General features: G+C 65.0%; 16 protein-coding genes and 2 pseudogenes. 5 read left to right on the top strand and 13 right to left on the bottom strand.

Going from position 1 to position 17963, the window contains the following annotated elements; all coding sequences use genetic code 11:
• Window positions 1–466: pseudogene (locus D1832_RS14280) on the bottom strand (hypothetical protein); the annotation flags it as partial.
• 184 nt (window positions 467–650) lie between these two features.
• Here D1832_RS14280 and D1832_RS15605 point away from each other — a divergent pair.
• Both D1832_RS15605 and D1832_RS14270 read left to right on the top strand, forming a co-directional pair.
• Window positions 651–878: a hypothetical protein gene (locus tag D1832_RS15605; RefSeq protein WP_118915024.1), complete on the top strand. Its 228-nt coding sequence runs from the start codon at window positions 651–653 to the stop codon at window positions 876–878.
• Window positions 879–941: 63 nt separating this feature from the next.
• On the top strand, window positions 942–1157 hold the full coding sequence (locus D1832_RS14270; RefSeq protein WP_182434814.1) for a helix-turn-helix domain-containing protein: 216 nt from the start codon (window positions 942–944) through the stop codon (window positions 1155–1157).
• Between the two features lie 46 nt (window positions 1158–1203).
• Here the strand turns inward: D1832_RS14270 and D1832_RS14265 are convergent, their stop codons facing one another.
• From D1832_RS14265 to D1832_RS14235, 6 genes are all read right to left on the bottom strand, one after another.
• Window positions 1204–1398, bottom strand: coding sequence for a hypothetical protein (locus tag D1832_RS14265; protein ID WP_118915021.1), 195 nt, complete (start codon window positions 1396–1398; stop codon window positions 1204–1206).
• 97 nt (window positions 1399–1495) lie between these two features.
• On the bottom strand, window positions 1496–1729 hold the full coding sequence (locus D1832_RS14260) for a hypothetical protein (protein ID WP_118915019.1): 234 nt from the start codon (window positions 1727–1729) through the stop codon (window positions 1496–1498).
• Complete coding sequence (locus tag D1832_RS14255; RefSeq protein WP_118915017.1) at window positions 1726–3294, bottom strand: hypothetical protein; 1569 nt, start codon at window positions 3292–3294, stop codon at window positions 1726–1728. Before D1832_RS14255 ends, D1832_RS14260 begins: the two co-directional genes overlap by 4 nt.
• A 10-nt stretch (window positions 3295–3304) precedes the next feature.
• On the bottom strand, window positions 3305–3820 hold the full coding sequence (locus D1832_RS14250; RefSeq protein WP_118915016.1) for a hypothetical protein: 516 nt from the start codon (window positions 3818–3820) through the stop codon (window positions 3305–3307).
• A 228-nt stretch (window positions 3821–4048) separates the two neighbouring features.
• A complete protein-coding gene (locus D1832_RS14240) occupies window positions 4049–4504 on the bottom strand; it encodes a hypothetical protein (RefSeq protein WP_147362734.1) in 456 nt (151 codons plus the stop codon).
• A gap of 217 nt (window positions 4505–4721) precedes the next feature.
• Window positions 4722–5147, bottom strand: coding sequence for a hypothetical protein (locus D1832_RS14235; RefSeq protein ID WP_118915011.1), 426 nt, complete (start codon window positions 5145–5147; stop codon window positions 4722–4724).
• 303 nt (window positions 5148–5450) lie between these two features.
• On the opposite strand from D1832_RS14235, the pseudogene mobF reads away from it, so the two are divergent.
• A pseudogene (mobF, locus tag D1832_RS16285) lies at window positions 5451–6620 on the top strand (MobF family relaxase); the annotation flags it as partial.
• On the opposite strand, the gene D1832_RS15965 reads toward mobF, so the two are convergent.
• A complete protein-coding gene (locus tag D1832_RS15965; RefSeq protein ID WP_241511028.1) occupies window positions 6582–7118 on the bottom strand; it encodes a hypothetical protein in 537 nt (178 codons plus the stop codon). The pseudogene mobF and the gene D1832_RS15965 sit on opposite strands and share 39 nt — an antisense overlap.
• Window positions 7119–7121: 3 nt before the next feature.
• Here D1832_RS15965 and D1832_RS14230 point away from each other — a divergent pair, with 3 nt between their 5' ends.
• Window positions 7122–11177 (top strand): AAA family ATPase, encoded by a 4056-nt coding sequence (locus D1832_RS14230; RefSeq protein WP_241511027.1) that lies wholly within the window; start codon window positions 7122–7124, stop codon window positions 11175–11177.
• A gap of 155 nt (window positions 11178–11332) precedes the next feature.
• Here D1832_RS14230 and D1832_RS15185 read toward each other — a convergent pair whose 3' ends face one another.
• Together D1832_RS15185 and D1832_RS14225 are read right to left on the bottom strand one after the other, a co-directional pair.
• Window positions 11333–12562, bottom strand: a complete 1230-nt coding sequence (locus D1832_RS15185; protein WP_147362733.1) for a hypothetical protein — start codon at window positions 12560–12562, stop codon at window positions 11333–11335.
• A 552-nt stretch (window positions 12563–13114) separates the two neighbouring features.
• Window positions 13115–13411 (bottom strand): hypothetical protein, encoded by a 297-nt coding sequence (locus tag D1832_RS14225; protein WP_118915008.1) that lies wholly within the window; start codon window positions 13409–13411, stop codon window positions 13115–13117.
• Here D1832_RS14225 and D1832_RS15450 point away from each other — a divergent pair.
• Window positions 13410–13580, top strand: coding sequence for a hypothetical protein (locus D1832_RS15450; RefSeq protein WP_182434813.1), 171 nt, complete (start codon window positions 13410–13412; stop codon window positions 13578–13580). The two genes, D1832_RS14225 and D1832_RS15450, sit on opposite strands and share 2 nt — an antisense overlap.
• A 154-nt stretch (window positions 13581–13734) precedes the next feature.
• On the opposite strand, the gene D1832_RS14220 is transcribed toward D1832_RS15450, so the two are convergent.
• Genes D1832_RS14220 through D1832_RS14210 form a run of 3 tightly spaced genes read right to left on the bottom strand, consistent with a single transcriptional unit; the run spans window position 13735 to window position 17962 of the window.
• The gene (locus D1832_RS14220) at window positions 13735–15510 is read right to left on the bottom strand and encodes a peptidoglycan DD-metalloendopeptidase family protein (protein WP_118915006.1); all 1776 of its coding nucleotides are present in this window, start codon (window positions 15508–15510) and stop codon (window positions 13735–13737) included.
• A complete protein-coding gene (locus D1832_RS14215; protein WP_118915004.1) occupies window positions 15507–16058 on the bottom strand; it encodes a hypothetical protein in 552 nt (183 codons plus the stop codon). The genes D1832_RS14220 and D1832_RS14215 overlap by 4 nt, the downstream gene beginning before the upstream one ends.
• Window positions 16055–17962 (bottom strand): type IV secretory system conjugative DNA transfer family protein, encoded by a 1908-nt coding sequence (locus D1832_RS14210; RefSeq protein ID WP_118915003.1) that lies wholly within the window; start codon window positions 17960–17962, stop codon window positions 16055–16057. Before D1832_RS14210 ends, D1832_RS14215 begins: the two co-directional genes overlap by 4 nt.
• Window position 17963 lies beyond the last annotated feature (1 nt).

Here is a 17963-nt window from a genome sequence, read left to right as displayed (position 1 = left end):
GGATTCGCTGCGGCGAGTCCCCGAAGACCTGGCCCGCCAGTCGCTCGGCCTGGCGTAGTGCCAGCTCAGTGACAGCGCGTTCAGTGGTGTAGCCGTCGGGAACGCCCGGGTCGCACTCAATGACGTCTTCCACGCGGCCCGCAAGCACGGTCTCAGTTTCATCCACGATGAAGCCGTGCTCCCGGAGCAGCTGCAGTAGCTCAGGTACGGGGTCGTGCTCACGCAACTTCCACTTGATGTGGTCGACGCACCTGTCCGCGACGGCGTGGGCAATGACTTCTTCGATGAGGTCATCCACCTCGCTGCCCGCCATCGCAAACGGCGGGTAAGTAACGAAGCAGCGGCGGCGAACGGGGAACGTTCCGACGAGTACTGGGCCGATCGTGGTCACCGTGGGGGCGTCGTACATCTCCGGGTCGCCGCGCAACTGCGCGTCATACATTGCGATAAGGCGCTCTCTCAGCATGAGAGGAGCGTGTCGTGGGCAACTGGTAGAGCGCAACGGATTTTGGCGCCCCACCCGGGGGGTCAGGGACTTCCACTCGGCCGCAGCGTACGACCGCGCGCCACGCCAGTCGAGAAGGTACAGCTCAAACGCAGGCGGATTCAACCGGTCAACGCACCACCACCGCTAGTGGATCGTGGGTGTCATGGCCGGATTGTCGAACGAGCAGCAAGAGAACGTTTGGGCGTTGTGGGCGAAGAGCGAGTCGGTCAGACTTCTCGCCCGCACGATCGGTGTGAGCCAGACCCCAGTCAGGACCCTGTTGCGCCGCTGTGGCGGAGTGAAGCCGCCGCCGCGCGCGCGGAACCGGCGCCACCTGACGATGAGTGAACATGAAGAGATCTCCCGCGGCATCGCTGCCGGCTTGTCGTAGCGAGCCATCGCCACGCGGCTGGGGCGCCATCACACGAGTATCAGCCGGAGTGGGAAACGTGACGTGCTCATCGAGTGCACTCGGGAAGGGTTGGCGCAGGCGCGGAGGCAGGGCAAGACGGGTGGCCGGCCACCTAAGCTCGATGCCCAGCAGCGCGCCAACGCCGTGACGATGCGCGAGGCTGGCATTACGCGCAAGGAGGTCGCTAAGACCTTCGGTGTGAGTCTCGCCACCATTCGCCGCATCGAGCAGACGTGGGCCGACGCGCACATGGGGTGATTCCAGTGGAATCACCCCATGTCGTAGGAGGACCCCCCGCGCTGGGCTACCGATGGGGGTGTTCTGCTGCGAATGCGGCGGCTGCTAGGGCCTGGCTGAGGCTGTGCGCTTCGACGGGGGAGAGCGTGATTCCTATCTTGAGGTCACCCGTGGAGTCGCGGTGCACTAGGTCAACGGTGACCTCGTCCACTTCCACGGTGAGTTGCGACCCGTCGACGAACGTTAGGGGCTGCATCGTCACTTCTCCATCTCTCCGTCAGGGGTTTTGCGCGGCGCTTTCCGCTGCGGTGGCAGCGAGGCGAGGAGTTCCTCGAGGAGGGCGAGATCTCCAGACCATCTCACTGACACGACCGGCGCTCGTGCAAATCAGGGATTGAGTCTGCGGCGCGTTCTCCGATGCGGACGAAGGCTCGTCGAGACAGGAGCCAGGTGTCCTCGTCGGCGGGGTCCATGAGCCATTCCCGTTTGTCGCTCCAGGCGTAGTAGGCGTCGATGTCTCTCAGCGTGACGATGAGGTGTTCGAGAGGGAAGCGCGGCTGGACCGCTCCAGGGAGCGTGGCGTACTCGGTCATCGGGTCTTCCCTTCGCTCGAGCGGGGCAGGCTGTAGAGCGTTGAGGAGGAGCCGACCGAGGCGGTGACCAGGACGTGCTCGGGGGTTCCGCCGCTGACGAGGGCGGTGTTGACCTTGGTCGGGGGCTGCGCAGCGGGCAAGAGCTGACCGTTCTTGGTGCAGGTGAGGATGGTGCCGCCGTCGTCGCCCCAAGCGTGGGTGTCACTGATGCCTACAGTCGACCACTTGCTTGCGATGGTGCGGATCGTCCCGTTGGACAGATTGACGACGCGGTTGGCGACGATGGCCCAGCTGTGGTCGGGGGAAACCCCCGTGACCGGTAAGAAGCCCTGCCAGCCGGATTGCGCCTTTGTGGTCCATTTCGGTTTCAGGTCGGTGAGGTTGTAGGCGCGTAGCGTGAGCTTGCGGTCCCTGTTCCATCCGGTGATGAGCAGGTCCTTGGTCGCGAGGATGACCGCGCCAGCGGAGTGCTCCTTGGGGCCGCTGAGCTTGGTCGGCTTACCCGTGGCCTTCCCGGCGGTGAGTTTCCAGACCTGGCCTTTCGCGTCGGCCGCGAGGAGTTGTTTGCCGAGGACGCCGAGTGGGGCGCTGTCCTTGGGCAGCGTGAAGGACTGGAAGGCGCCGTTGATGAGCGCCTTGTGCTGTCGCTGCTCGTCGTGGTTGGTCCACACGCCGAACGCGCTCGTCGTGACGTTGTTGGTGTCGCTTGGGAGCGCGATCTTGGACCGCAGCTTGCCGCTCGAGGCGTCCCAGGTGAGCACGTTGTCTTGTGTCGCGACGACGACGCGCGCCTCGCCCGAGAGCGTGACGAGGGTAGGGCCGGTGGTGACGGTCACCCCGGCATCGAGCGGCGCGTTCCACACGGGTTCGCCGTTCGCCGCCCGCACGGCGCTCAAACGCAGCGTCCCCGTGCCTGAGGGCTGTGTGAGCGCGATGACGAGACCCTCGTGCATGGCGAGACTCGGGCGCGGGTCTGCAACATCGTTCACGACCCATGAAGCGTGCTCGGACCATCCACCCGGAGCGTCCTGCCCACCGGGGAGCGCCGGGGTCGGCCGCGTCGTCGTCGCGGCGGGAGCAGGTGTGGAAGGTGACTTGCGTGCCAGTGCCCACACGCCGAGGCCTCCACCGACTGCGAGAGCGCCCGCGAGCAAAGCGCGCCGAGGCACGGCACCGGGGGAACGCTCAGCGGCGTCATGCTCGCCCTCACTGGCAAAGGGAGCAGCAACGGGTCCGTCCTCGCGCTCATCGGGGGGCTGATCGGCGGGTGCGTTCTCGGGTTGCGTCGGGGCCGGCGCAGGCGTCGGCAGCTTGACGGCGATGCTGTCCGGGTCGGCAGCGCGTGCGCTTTCGGCGTCGACCACCGCTCCTCGCACAACGAGGAGGTCGAAGGTTTCTGAGTCGGTGCGAGCGGTGAGCGGCACGATCTCTTCGTTTGTTGCGGCGGCCGCGCGCTTGGCCGCGTCGATGCCTGCCCGGAAGGGGCTAACACCGCTCGGCACCTCCACGGGTGCGCCGTTGAGGTGAACGGTGCCGTCGTCGCGCACGTGCAAGGTGAGAGACATGGGCCCCCTTTCAGAACAGTTCGAGTTGGTCGCGACTGAGTTCGTCGTGTCCGGCTTCGAGGATGGGCGTGAGGGTGAGACCGGCGAGCAGGGCCGCGCGGATCGCTCGTGCTCGCCCTCCGGGGCCGCGCGTGTCACGCAGGGGGGAGCGGGGTGTGGAGCGGCGCCGTTGCCAGTCTTCGAGGTTGTCGGCCCACGATGAGGGTGTCAGGTGCTCGACGTTTTGGCAGGAGGGCTCATCGCAGATGTGCGCGAGTACGGGCACGCGGTCGAGGCTGTCGATGCCGTGTGCGACTGCCCAACCGAAGCGGTGGGAGATGACGCACACGTCGCGTAGTACGCCCGCCTCGTCGCGCGCGTTGCCGACCCAGAATCGTCCGTGGCCCTTCGGTGACAGGGAGCCGCACCAGTAGGCGCAGCTGATGCCGGGAGCGGTGAGGATCTTTGCGCTGTAGCGAGCGCGCACCTTCTCATCACGTACTGCACGTTCGAGCAGTGCGTGACCGGCGTGGCTCATCGTCACCATCGCGTTCGGTCTATCGCGAGTTGGTGGGAACGAAGTAACCGGGAGGGACGTGAGGCTGCGTCGCGACCCGCTGTCGGTCCTGTCGTGCTCGATAGCGAGCGAACGCGCAGCGCATGAGCGCAATCGTTGCTTTGACGAGAAGAACAGCGACGAAGGTGCTTGCCATGATGATCAGCGGAAAGATGGTGCTGAGCGGGTCGCTGTCTCGTCGATGGCTGGTGGGGTACATCAGCGCGCCTCCTGTCGGATGCCGTCGACTTCGTGACGCGGTGCGTAGTCGTGCCGGTCGGCCCAGGTCGGGGCGCGATGCGCTTTCGTCTCGGCTTGCGCTCTCGCGCGCGCTTCTACGCTGGCGACGGCATTCAGTCCGCGTCGCGTCGAGGGGTCTCCGGCCGCAAGCTCAAGACGATGGTGCTCGTCGGCCTCGTTCTGTGCCACCTCACCGGCAGTGCGAGCTTGGGTGCTCGTCGCACGAATGGCAGTGGGCGATGCTCCTCGTGCGACGCCCGACCGCGCGTCGGAGGCAAGGCTGCGCGCGATTGCTGCCTGCGCATCATCCTTGACGCTGGTGGTCGCTGCTGCGTCGGAGGTGACTTCCTCAGCCTGGTACTCCGCCCAGCGCACTTCCCGCAGTGTCTCCTCGTCCTCTTGGCGCGCGTCGTGAGGTGTCTCGGTGCTCGTCACGCGATCGCTGATGCTCGTCACGCGCTCATCGGAAGAGGGGTCGCGTGTGGCGCGTTCGATGAGGTCTTCGCTGATCTTCGGAGCTTCGACCGGGGTGACGCCGAGCCACTGAGCGATCTCATCATCGGAACGTAGATGGACGCGCTCGGGAGAGTCCTCCTCGACCCCTTCGAGGGTGACTTCTCGATTCGCATCCCAGGTCGCCTCGATGTGGCGATCAGCCCTCATGGCTTCCCTCACCGTCGCCGTCAGCCGTCGCGGGCGCCTCTGGAGAGTCAGTCGCGACGTCCGCGCGCTTGTTGTAAGCGGTGCGGGCGCGCTTCACTTCCGCCGTCGTGACGTCGAGCAGGATCGCAACGTCTTCGATCGGCTGCCCAGCCTCGACGACGAGGGCGCCCATGGCCAGCGTCTGGCGGTCACGTGCGTCCTGGGTCTCGTCGTCTCGCCTCGACTCCAGTTCCGCGAGTTCGGCTCGCTTGGCCTCGATCTTGCGATCGAAGGCGGCAACGTCGTCCTCAGCCGCGAAGTAGGCGACCTGGTGTTCCTCAATCAGTTCACGTTGCGCCCGTCGCTTCTCTTCGAGTTCAGCGCGACGACTTCGAGCGCGTTCGCGAGCGGAGACCGATCTCGTCTTTCCAGCCATCGTGGAACCTCACCTTCGATGTCGAAGCCAATCGAACGGTTCCAGTCTCGCACGAGTCACCGACAACGCGACGAAGAGCGGTCGGACCACCGAGGCAGAACCCCGAATCGTCAATCCGAGTGACTGAGATGACGTCACCGAATGATAGAAAATCGACGGCGCAAGGAGCACACACCTCTTGCATCATGGTCGCAATGCCGGGATACTGGTGTTTATGAGCCCCCTGAGAGACCCGTCTGAGCGCGTGATGGCGCGGCAGATTGACGCTCTCTCGGCGCGGTCGAGTGCGGTGGTGAACGCCCCATGATGGGTCTGCACAAGTTGTCTGCCGGGTCGGGTTACACGTATCTGACCCGGCAGACTGCTGCTCACGACTCGACAGAGGTCGGCGCGAAGGAGCTTGCGGATTACTACTCGTCGAAGGGCGAGTCTCCGGGTCGTTGGATGGGATCGGGCCTGGGCAGTCTCGGCGGAGTCACGTCGGGAGATGTGGTCACCGAGGCTCAGATGAAGGCTCTCTTCGGAGAGGGACGGCACCCGAACGCGGACGCGATCTTCGCCGACAAGATCGACGCTGGTGTAGCGCCCACTGATGCACTCAAGGCTTCTCAGTTGGGCCAGGTGTTTCGGGTCCTCGATGACGAGTCGTCCGAGTTTGTCCAGGAAACGGCGCAGCGGTATCAGGCTTGGCTGAAGGATGAAGGCCTCTCCTGGAACGCAAAGGTTCCCCCCGAGGTCCGTGCCCGCATCCGCACCGAGGTGGGCGTGGAGACGTTCCAGAGGGAGTATGGGCGGGTACCGGATGAGCGGGAGCTGAACACGCACATCGCGCGCTCGACGCGCCCTCAGAAGCAGCAGGTCGCGGGGTACGACCTCACCTTTTCCCCGGTCAAGAGCGTGTCAGTGCTGTGGGCTCTGGGCGACGCAGACACCTCACGGGCTGTCAGCGAAGCGCATGACAGCGCGGTTCGAGAGACGATGCGGTGGCTTGAGCAGGAGGTCATTTACACCCGACGCGGCCGAAATGGGGTGCGTCACGTCGAGACGAACGGACTGATTGCGGCGGCGTTTGTCCACCGTGACTCGCGCTCTGGAGAGCCGGACCTTCACACTCACGTTGCGATCTCCAACAAGGTTCAAGCGCGCGAGGACGGCAAGTGGTTGGCCGTCGACGGCCAGGTGCTCTACAAGGCGACCGTGGCAGCCTCGGAGCGGTACAACACCCTCCTCGAGAGGGAAATGAACGCGCGCTTGGGCGTGAGATTCAGCGCACGCGAGGAAGGGCGAGGCAAGCGCCCTGTCCGGGAAATCGATGGGATTCCAGCGGAGTGGAACGAGCGCTTCTCGTCGCGACGTGCCATGATCGAGGCCCGTGCTGGAGAGCTTCAGGGCGAGTTCCGGGCCACGCATGGGCGCGCGCCGACCCCCAAGGAGTCACTCGATCTGTTCCAGCAGGCCACGCTCGAAACGCGCGAGGCGAAACATGAGCCGCGCTCCGAGGAGGAGCAGCGGATCGCCTGGAGGGCAGCGATCTTCGAGGCCGAGCAGGGCGACGTTGACCGCGTCGAGGGCATTCTTTCGAATGTCATAACGTCGGGTGTTCGCCGTTCCCGCCGACTGGATGGGCGCGAGGTGGAAGACCTCGCCGCGCAGATTGTGCGCGACGTTGAGCGTCAGCGAGCACGCTTCCAGGTCGACCACCTGACAGCCGAGGCGCAGCGTCGCGTGCGCTCCTTGGAACTTGATCCCAGCGTTGAGCAGGACACGGTGGTGAGCGTTGTCGCGGCCTGTCAGGGCGGTGCTGATGTTGTTCGACTGGACCCTGTTGACCCGGTGAGCGAACCGGCGTCGGTTCGTTTGAGTGACGGCTCCTCGATGTACGAACGGCCTCGATCGCGACTTTTCACGACCGAGGCAATGCTGCGCTGTGAGCGCGACATCATCGACGCAAGCCACCGTCGAAGTGTTCATGCGGTGACTGATGACATCGTGGCCGTGGCGCTGCTGGAGTCCGTCGCAAACGGCAAGAGCCTGAACGCGGCGCAGACTCAGTTGGTGACCGAGATGGCCACGCAGGAGAAGTTCCTGCAGCTTGCGTTGGCACCGGCCGGCTCGGGTAAAACGACGTCGATGCGAGTGCTGGCGCGTGCCTGGCAGGACGCATACCCCCAGGTCGAAGGTGCGTCGCGGGCGGGCGGCGGCGTCGTTGGGTTCGCGCCTACGGCTGTGGCCGCGATGGAGTTGGGAGCCTCTATCGGTACCCGTGCTGACACGTTGGCGAAGCTCGTCTTCCACCTCGACCATCCTGAGCAGAACGAGCCGGAGTGGATGCGCCAGATCGGCGCGGGCACCATGCTCATCGTCGACGAGGCGGGCATGGCCAGCACGCAAGACCTGGCCCGTTTGGTTGAGTTCGCGCGTTCACGTGACGCCGTGGTTCGACTCATCGGTGACGATCAGCAACTCGCGTCCGTCTCGGCGGGCGGTGTTCTGCGCGACATCGCGGCCGACGCCGGAGCGATCACGCTCAGTGAGCTCGTGCGCTTCAAGGACCCCGCCGAAGCTGCTGCAACCCTTTCGCTACGCGACGGTCAGTCGAAGGCGTTGGGTTTCTATGTCGATCACGATCGTGTGCGTGTGACGGCAGACGGCGACATTGAAGACGCCGTCTACGCGGCGTGGAAGAGCGTCAGCGACGCCGACGAAGCGGCCCTCATGCTGGCGTACAGCAACGACACCGTCCGTGCGCTGAACGCGCGTGCGCGCGCTGAACGCATCCAAGAGGGCAAGGTCTCGACCGAGCGTGAGGTCATCCTCGAGGGAGGCCTTCGGGCCTCGGCGGGCGACGTGATCGTGACCCGTTTGAACGATCGCCGGTTGCCGGTTTCGCTCACTGATTTCGTGAAGAACGGTGACCGTTGGCAGGTCATGGAGATCACCGAAGACGGTGACGTGACCGCTCGTCACGAGAAGCTCGGCAATGTCATCACGCTGCCTGCCTCGTACGTCGGCGCGAACGTCGACCTGGGCTACGCCTCGACCATCCACGGCGCTCAAGGCCAGACTGTTCACTCCTCGTTCGTGCTCGCGCGCGGCGAGGAGACACGTCAGCTGCTCTACGTCGGGATGTCACGCGGCACCGACATGAACCGGGTGTTCGTTCCGATGGGTACCGATGGTGACCCGCACGGAATGCTGCGGGAAGATCGCATCAACCCGCGCGTGGCGACGGAGATTCTCGAGGGAATCCTCGCCCGCGATGGCTCGCAGGTCTCGGCCACGAGCGAACAGCGGGAGCAGAACGACCCCCGCACGTGGCTGAAGCTGGCGGCCGAACGCTACAGTGACGCGGTCCTGCTGTCCGCGACGCGCGCGATAAGCGACGAGCGGCGCGACGCGATCACCGCTGAAGCCGAACGCCTCGCGCCCGGTGTGAGCGAGGCCCCCGCATGGGAAACGCTGCTCGGCAACGTCGCGTTGCGTGACCTCGACGGCCGCGACGGACTGGAGGATCTGCGTAGCGCTGTGGCCGCGCGTGAACTCGGCTCGGCCCGTGACCTCGCTGCGGTCCTCGACTGGCGCCTCGACCCTGAAACGGAGCGCAGCGGCGGACCGCTGCCATGGCTGCCCGCCCTTCCCAGCCGACTGAGCAGCGACGCTCAACACGGTGCGTGGCTGCATGAGCGCCGCGAACTCGTCGTGACCTGCCGCGAAGACCTCAACACCATCGTGGCAGGTTGGGACGACGAGACCGTGCCCGAATGGGCACGGGATATCTACATCAAGCACGCACGCCTCGCGGATGATTTGCTCGCATGGCGCAGCGCGCACGACGTGCCCGACGATGACACGAGCGTGGCTGGACCCGCTCACCCGAACGCGCGCGAGCGTCGCTACCAGCGCAAGCTCGAGGAGCGATATGAGCGACTCGCTGGCGGCACCACTCGCCACGGAGCAGCCTTCGTCGAGGCTTTGAAGGCCAGCGCCCCCGAAGTCCTCAACGACGTGTGGTGGCCAGTGCTTGCCCAACGCCTCGACCTCGCGCTCGGCGCGCGCCTGCCCGTGCACGAGCATCTGCGTGAGGCGATCGCGTCGAAGCCGCTGCCGAGTGACTACGCGGCCGCCGCGCTGTGGTTCCGCCTGGAACGCGTCCTCGAACCGGCAATCGCGACCAGTGCCACGAGCGGGTCCGGTGCGACGCGTCTGCGCCCCAACTGGAGCGGCGCCCTCGTGGAGCAGCTGCCCGAAGGGGTCGGGATGGGCGTCATGACCGACGCGCACTGGCCCAGCCTCGTCGCGTCCGTCAACCGCGCCAGTGACACCACGGGCCTGTCCGGGCAGGACGTCATCACACGCGCCCTAGACCTCATCGGTCGGGACATGCTGCCCAGCTTCGAGCCGAGCGACGACGAACACCCGCGCCTCGAAGCAAGCGCGCTGGCCACCATCCTCGCGCTGCGTGTCGCAGACCTGACCAGCCCGCCCGCAGCCGAAGACATCATCACCGAGGACGATCTGCTCGACAGCGACGTCGAGGCCTTCCTGTCCCAGGTTGCCGCCCAGCGGGACGACGACACCTCCCGCGACGAGCGTGCCGTGCCCGTCGCGCCCGCCGACTTCGACGACGCACCTGCGCTGGGGGACCTCGACGCACCGCCCGAGGATGAGGAGCGCCTGCCGTTCGACACCGCCGACATCGCGGCCCTGGCCACGCCCGAGGTAGAGACCGGCACGAGCCGTGCACGCATCGTCGACCTCACGGCCGAGGCAGGCCGCTTCTACGTAGCCGCATACGACGGCTCAGCGAGCCAGGACTACCTGCGTGGCCGGTTCGGCACCGACCTGAGCGACAGCACCTACCTCGTAGGCCACGCGGGCTCCGACCGCAGCGCGTTGACCCGTCACCTCACGGAGCAGCACGGCGCTGAGGCGGACGAGCTGATCGACGCCGGCTTGTCGAAGTGGCGTTACGGACGCCTCGAGGACGTGTTCGTCAACCGTGCCCTCATCGGCATCCACGACCACGAAGGGACGCTCGTGGGCTTCAACGGACGCGACCTAAGCGGGCAGCACCCCGCCAAGTACCTCAACACCCCCTCGACGAAGGTCTTCACCAAGGGCAACACGCTGTTCGGTCTGCACGAAGGGCGCATGATCGCCGGGGGCGCCCACCCCGACGTGGTGGGTGTCGAAGGACCGATGGACGCCATCGCCGCCACACTCGCCGGTAACGGCGAGGTCATCGGTGTGGCAGGCGGAACGGGAGGTTTCACCGCGAGCCAGGTCGACCAGCTCACCGCCTACGCCGCGCGCACCGAGGCGGGCACGATCTGGTTGGCGAAGGACAACGACAAGGCTGGACGTCGCGCGCTGGCCAAGGACACGACCGCGTTCCACGAACGCGGCATGACCGCCCGCGCCTTCCCTGTCATGGGGGGCAAGGACCTCGCGGACATGTGGGCCGAAACGCCCGACGTCATGCGCGCGATGCTCGCCATGCGCGATCAGAACCCCGTCGCGTCCCGTTTCGTCGCGCTCGACATCGCCCAGGAGCATGACTTGGATCGCGCGGACATTCCCACGCGCATCACCGCGCTCAAGCAGATCGCGGCCGTCATTGCGGAACTGCCGCCCCAGCACTGGGAAGCGGAAATCGACGCCGCGACCGTGCTATTCACCTCACGTGACGACACCGACGCCTACGACCACTACGCCCGATCGCTCTACGGCGACGTCATCGCACGCGCACTGAAGTGGGACCACGAGACGCACGAACCAGCGACGGGAACGAGCGACCTCGAGGCAGCCCAGCAGCTTGCTCGACTGCATGACGCTCTCACCGACCACGGCCAACGCCCTGAGCCGGCCCCCGCCACGAAGGCGCGAGAAAACCTGCAAGACGTGCTGGTAGACCTGCGCTCACGGCGTGGAACGAAGAGCAGCTCGAAGCCTGTGCAGCCCTCGCGGAACCGTCGTGATGATGACGAGCGAGGCGGCGACCCCCGCCAGGGAGGTCCGATCCGACGATGATGCTATGTAGGCGTACTCAGCCTTACGAGGAGAGGGGGCGGCGATTCCATTGGAATCACCGCCCCCTCGCACTTCTGCGAGTCACCTAGTTGTACTGACCGGAGACGTTGATTGAATCCAGGAGGGGACCTCGAGCTTGTGCGGCTATACCGACGTCAGCAAGACGTGTACCCCTTTCGGTGGGTCCAATCGTAACAAGTGCCTGAATATTTGACGGGGAAGAATTTGGGCGGTGTCATGATAAGGCTTTCGTTTCTAACGTAGGAAGGGTTGACGAGGTTGCCGATTCCGCCACACCAGGCTACATCCCCGGGTCCGATTCCTGTGGCGACGTATGCGGGGGGAACTCCGGGGGCACTGACAGGTGGAACGAGGCCGAAACTGCAACCACCCTTAAGCGCCGCCTGAGCCTTGCTCCTGCCACCGTCGTTCGGAATGACCGATGCGGTAAGTTGTGCCGAGCTAGAGTTGGCGGTGGCCTTGTCTGCTAGACCGTATGTCGTGATAGTGTATGTTTTTTTTGAGTCGAAAGTCCAAGTGAACAGGCTGCCCACGGTGTACTCAATCTTGGCGCCATTGCCAATTTCCAGGCCGGCCGCGTCGGTGTCTAGGTAGGCACCTGGCAGATTTGTTTCCCATTGAACGGCGGTCTGCTTCGCAGCGTAACCGTTTGCGTTCACCTTATAGTCGTGCTCATAGATGTACGAGGGGCGAATTGATGAAGGTTTTCCGCTTGCGTCACGGTGGACCTTTGCGGGGTACCCATACTTTCCGAGGCCGTGAATGGTGTGTTCGGTGACCTCAAAGAAGCCCTGCATGCGGAATTGATTCAGTCTGCCATTAGTCGGAACACTTGGCACATTGGACGCGTTGTTGATCCAGAAGTCGCAATTCGTTTTGCACTCAGACGCAGTCGCTGCGGTGAGATCTTGAGTCGCTGGAGCGGCGGTGGACTTCACGACCGCGGCATACGCCCCCTTTTGTCGCACCCCCCCTTCCTCGGCAAGGCGACCCTTCGTTAGAGAAGCGGACGTAGAGCCAACGCCGACGATCGGGCCCTTCCCCTTTGCTGACTTGGCGTTAGCAAGGAATGCCTTAAGGGCGGCTCGCGCGCGTGGAGAATCGCCGGTTAGAACCGAACCGCCAGACCACTCGCCAGATTTGAAATGAATCTCGATAGGGTCCGTTGCGGAGGACTGCTGAAGCAGTTCGTAGGCATATGATGCGGGTTTCCCTTGCTTGTAAATGAGCTGCATCTCGCCGACGCGCTGGACAGTTGCATCTTTCGCACTGTCCGTAGGTACAGATTTAGAGATGGCGGGCGTCGATATGGAAACCCCGAGCGCAGTCACTAAGCCAGTAGCGGCCAGGTACTTCATGTTCATGGTCATTCTCCATTCATTCAAGCTGACTCAACAGCGGGATCTCGTAGTCTATGAAGGCGCCACCCGGTCCCTCAGACACCCGGCAAATGTATGAAAATGATTTCCAATCTGACCTGTATGAGAAACTGGTCATTTCATTTGAGATATCTGGAGATTTCATCATGCATCGCTCCATCGGGTCGCCCGAGGTCGCGTACAGGAAGAGAAAGGTTGACGCCAATGTCGACACGAGAAGGATAATTCCGAATATAACCCGCTTTTCTCTCATTCCCTCCCCCGCCATGAATTGCCATGCGGCAGTATGTGGTGATTCTGCGAAATTATGCTACATCGGGTCGAGATTCGGCCCGTGTGGGCACGGAAGAAGGGTAGCGTATTCCGTCGAGCAAGAGTGGCGGAACGGTGAGGCGAGGATCGCAGCGGCGGGAATGCCCTCTTCAGCGCGTGCGAAGCCCAGACCTATCCGTTTGCCCCAATGGCCGGACTTGCCCAGGACCAGGCCTGCCGGGGCTGCTCCTGGCAGATTCAATCAGCGCTCCCGGTCGGAAGGCTCTAGTCTCCGATCTCGTCGGTGTTACCCATCGCGAGGTTGGTGACCTCACCCGCGTTCGTGGTCAGCTGCATCGTGACGGTGTAGCCGCCGTTGCTGGTGGGCACGAAATACTGCGCGGTCGGGTCCTGCTCTGAGACCCACAGCAGGCGCGCGGAGCCGGTCACCTTTTCGCCGTGCGGCAGCCGCTCCAGGCCCTCGCCAGACAGGCGGGCACCGAAGGCCTCGTCGGTGTAGGCGGAAACCTTCTTCGCCCAGGCGTCCTGACTCACCCCGTCCGTGGCGAAGAAAGCCGTCATGAACTTCTTGGCGGTCGGCTCTGCGGCCTTGGCAATCTCCCGTGGACTGGTTGGCTTCACGCTGCTCGCCGAGGAAGCGCTCGTCGTGCCCGACGTCGACGAGGAACTGCTCGACGAGGAGGAAGAGGTCGACGTCGAGCCGGGTGGCGTCGTGGGCCATTTCGACTGAGGGGTGTCGCTGATCGTGACCTCGCTCGAGGTCGAGGAACTGCTCGTCGACGTCGTCGCGGCGTCCTCCTTGGAGTTCTGACAGCCGCTGACGACCAGCGCGGCGGCGACCCCCAAGACAGCCAGGGAAGCGGTCGATTTCATCGTGTTCTCCTTCACTTCTGTGAGCTTGACGAGCCGGTGTGCTTCTCCAGGGGCCGGCGCGCGGTCCACGGGTCGTTGCCGAGGTCTGCGACCTTCTGGATGGTGACGGTCTTTCCGGGCACGGGAGCGTGGATCATCTTCTCGTCACCCAGATAGATCGCGACGTGATTCCAGGGGTGGCGGTTCTGCCCGATCTTCAGGTTCATCGTGATGACATCGCCCGGGCGCATCTTGTCGAAGCTCATCTTTCCGCTGCCGTTGTAGGTCTGCACCGTGGCCAGGCTCGTCGTTGTGTGCTGAGCATCGGACGTGCGCGGCAGAACCAGTGTCGAGCCGCTCGCCCTCTTCGTGGCTTGGGCGACGACGAACGTCGTGAAGCCCGAGCAGTCAAAACCTCCCTTGGTTGCCCCGTTCTGGTCGCCTCCGCCCCAGACGTAGGGAACTCCCAGCGCGGTCTTCGCGGCCGCGACGGCAGCGGTCTCGTACGGGCCGGAGGGCTTGACGTTCTTGATCTGCTCGGCGTCGGCGTCGCTGACGTTCACGTCGCAGTCTTCAGCGCTGCTCGCACCGGAAGCCGCCGACACTTCAACCTTTCCGCCCGCATAGTGGCGGGTGTAGGAGAGCACACTGTTGATGTACTCCTGGGAGTGGTTGTAGGCCCAGATCGCATCGCGGATACCTTTAGGCCCCTTGCCTGTTGCACCAGACGATGCCAGGTAGTTCGCGGCCGAGAACACCGAGTCGGCAGGGTCGCGCACGTCCTTTCGGCCGTCGCCGCCCCCGTCGACGCCGTACTGAGCGAACGTGGGCGGCATGAACTGCATCGGGCCCTGGGCGCCAACGTAAGAGTCGCTCTTGTTGCGCCCGTGAACGGTCTCGGCCATCCCGATCCCGGCGAGCAGTTGCCACGGCACGCCGTACTTCGCGCCTGCTGCCTTGTAGTACCCGAGCATGTCGGAGGGGATGGAGCGGGGCGGGTTGGTGCGGAACTCGCTGCCCACGGCAGTGCCCTTCGGCAGGGTGACGGTGATGGTGTCTGCCGCACCGTTCGCCCCAGACGAAGTCGGGGTGTCACTGCTCATCGAGGGCGACGGCGTGTTTGCCACGTTCTGCGCTGTCGCGTCGCCGTCCCCCTTGGGTTTCGTCGTGACCGCTGGAGGCCCCACAGCGAGGGTGGCCCCGACCTGCTCGGCGCTCGGGCCGCCCTTGAAGCCGTGGGCCTTCATCCACGCCCACGGCTCGGTGGTTTGGCCGTTCACGCGGACCTGGAAGTGCAGGTGAGCGCCGGAGGAGTTGCCGGTGTTGCCTTCCATGCCCAGCGGCCTTCCGGGCCATGCCTCATCCCCAGCTTTGAGGCCTGGCGCGAAGCTCGCGAGGTGCACGTATTCGAGTTCAGTGTCGTTACCTGCGTCGATTGTGACGACGTTCGCGCCGTTCCCGCTCGTCCAGACTCGCTTGACGCGCCCCTGCGTGGCGGACACGACGAGGTTGGGCCGGGGTGTCATCGCGATGTCTGCGCCCTCGTGCATTCTGCGCTGCCCGCGGTAGAGGTTGCCGGGGTTGACGCGCATCCCGTACTTCGACGTGTAGGTGGCGGCGCCGACCCACGGGGGGCGGATGGTGCCCACGTCGCCCGCGTAGGCGGCAGTGGAGGTTCCACTGTCCGGGCACTGGCTCTGCTCCTCGGCAATCTTCAGATCGGCTCCGAGGATGACCATCAGCGACATGCCGATGATCAGGACGCTCACGAGGATGAAACCGATGACGAGCACAGCGCCCTTCTTCATCGGGCCGCCTCTGCGGGCTCGCCCGTTGCGTACACCACAGCCGCGTCCCGGTCAGTCTCCATCGGGCGTGCGCGCCGCTCTTCGTGTCGCGTCGAGCAGCCCCTGCTGCCGTGAAACTGTGTCAGCCGTGCGATGAAACCCGGGAGATAGCGATCGTGCCAATACGCCAACGCCTCAGTGCGTGACCACTGGGAATCAGCTGCCGTCGAGGTTGCGTGCTCCCATGACAGCTTCAACCCGGCGAGGTCTTCGACGATGCCCGGGTGCCGTGGCCAGCACGGAAACAGGGATTGAGCGGTGGCGTCGTAGGTCTGCGCGAGCCAGTCAGCCCAGTCCATGAGGTGGGCCCAGTCGTCCTCGGTTGCTTGCTCCACCCACGCGGTGCAGGGCGTCAGCTCCTCGCTGGTTGCTGCAGCGTCACCGTCGTCTTGGCCGAGTTCTTCGAGCGCGTCGATGATGCGCTCTTGATCGCTCTTGATCTGCTCGATATCGCGTTCGAGGATGCCGAGACGACGGGCGTCGATGTCTCCGGTCAGGTCGGCGCTCATGCGTTCTCCCCTTCTCCTCGTGCGGTGCTGATAGCGCTACGGCGCTTCGTGGTCTGCTGTTCCTGGTAGGCGCGGCGCGCGGCGCTGCTAGCCTTCTTGTCGCGTTGGATGCGGTCAGCGCCCGGACGTTCGAACCACGGCTTGAGGTCAGCGATGATGCCGGGCATGTTGCGGTAGATCAGCAGGGCTTGCCCCAGTTCAAGCCTGCGGATCTCGTCGGGTCGCAGCACGTCGCGTTCCTGCAAGGACGCCGAGGTGCCGGTTCGCTCGCCGCCGCTTTCGAAGCTCGCAGACATTTCTGCGACCTCGACCTTCCCGGCGAGGTGGCTGTAGCGCTCCAGCGCGGTCTTGGATTTCAGGCCAGGCAGGACGATTTCGACGGCCATCTGCTCCCACAGGGTGTTGCCGCGCTCTGCGCCCCAGCGCGTGACGGCCTGCTGGTCGGACTGGAACGCGAGGAACAGCTGCACGCCGTTCTTGCGCAACTCGGTCGACAGTTCGGGCAGCTTCTCCACGGGCGCGATGTTCGCGATTTCGTCTCCGACGATGCGCAGCGGCGGCTCGAGGCGACCGTGCTCGGTCAGGGGCGCGTAGGCCTTGATCGCGTCGATGACCTCCTGCAGCAGCATCGTGCACAACGGCCCCACGTTCGTGGAAGAGGAGAAGTCGGAGAGGATGACGAGGGTGTCGCTCGAGCGCACGAACTCCTGCGCGTCGAAGACCGGCACGGGCCTGGTGGTGGTCGTCCCGTCCGGGTTGATGACCTCTTCATCGCGCGGGATCACCCATTTCTGGATCGCGTGAAGCGTCATCGGATCAACGACCTGGGCGAGGGTCGTGCGCGAGGAGGCGACCGTCTCTTCAGCGCCCGTCGCGACGCTTTCCAGCGCGGCCGACCACATGCGCTCTACGCGTGGGTCAGTGGAGTTGTCGATGATGTCGCGGGGAGTGCGTGCGCCCTCCGCGATGCGTGCGCACCAGGTGAGTACGTCCGCCATGGTGCGCGGCTCGGTGTCGATCGCGGCGGCGTGCAGGAACGAGCGCAGCGCCATCGCGCTGTTGTAGCGGAAGAACCCGGCGTTGGTGCTGTCTTGTCCATCCGCACCGCACCCGGCGACGAAGGCCATCGCCCGGGCCACCGCGAGTTCCCCGTCTTCGCAGCCGGCGACCGGGTCCCACACCATCGGCTCGGGCCACCAGGAACGGTTGAGGGGGTCGAAGACCCACACCTTGCCCTTCGCGCGTCGGGTCGCGGCGATCGTGTCGAGGATGCCCACTTCGTTGCTCGTCACGATCAGTGCGCCAGGTGCGGTCAGCGCGGCGGGTTCCATGATGGTCGTCGACTTGCGTGAACCTGTGGGTCCGAGCACGGCGGCCGAGTCTTCGAAGCCGAGCAGCAGCGGTTGGCGGGTGCGCTTGTCGACACCCAGCTCGAAACCGAACGAACTCGGGTCGTCCTTGCGCCACGACTTCTTCGACGGCATCGCACGCTTGGCCGCTTCCCGTGCCCGCTCGTGCCCCAAGCTCTGCTCGATGTGGCTCCGGTCCGCCAGGCCCTTGCCGTGTCCGCGACCGCCGCCGCTGCGTTGCCGGAAGGCGCGGCGCGTCACAATCATGAGCGCCACGAACGCAGCAAGGCCCGTGACGGTGGCGACGACGAAGATCGTGAACGCCGCACCCGTCGAAGGCGGCCCTCCGGGCATCCCCTGCAACGGCGTGCCCTTGAGCGCGGCCTTGAGTGTGCTCACGACGTCGAACAGGCCGACGTCCGTGGTGACGACCATCGCGACGTGCCAGCCCATGATGGCGATGAGCACGATTGCGCTCATCATGGCCGCGCTGCGCTCTCGAGCGGAGAACCACGGCTGGACCTGGTCGCGACGTCCAACGTTGTGCTGCACCATG

The sequence above is a fragment of the Dermacoccus abyssi genome (assembly GCF_003515945.1).
In the GTDB taxonomy this organism is placed as follows: Bacteria; Actinomycetota; Actinomycetes; order Actinomycetales; family Dermatophilaceae; genus Dermacoccus; species Dermacoccus abyssi.
The sequence above is the reverse complement of the archived record's forward strand: the minus strand, read 5'-3'. Positions and strand labels throughout refer to the sequence as shown.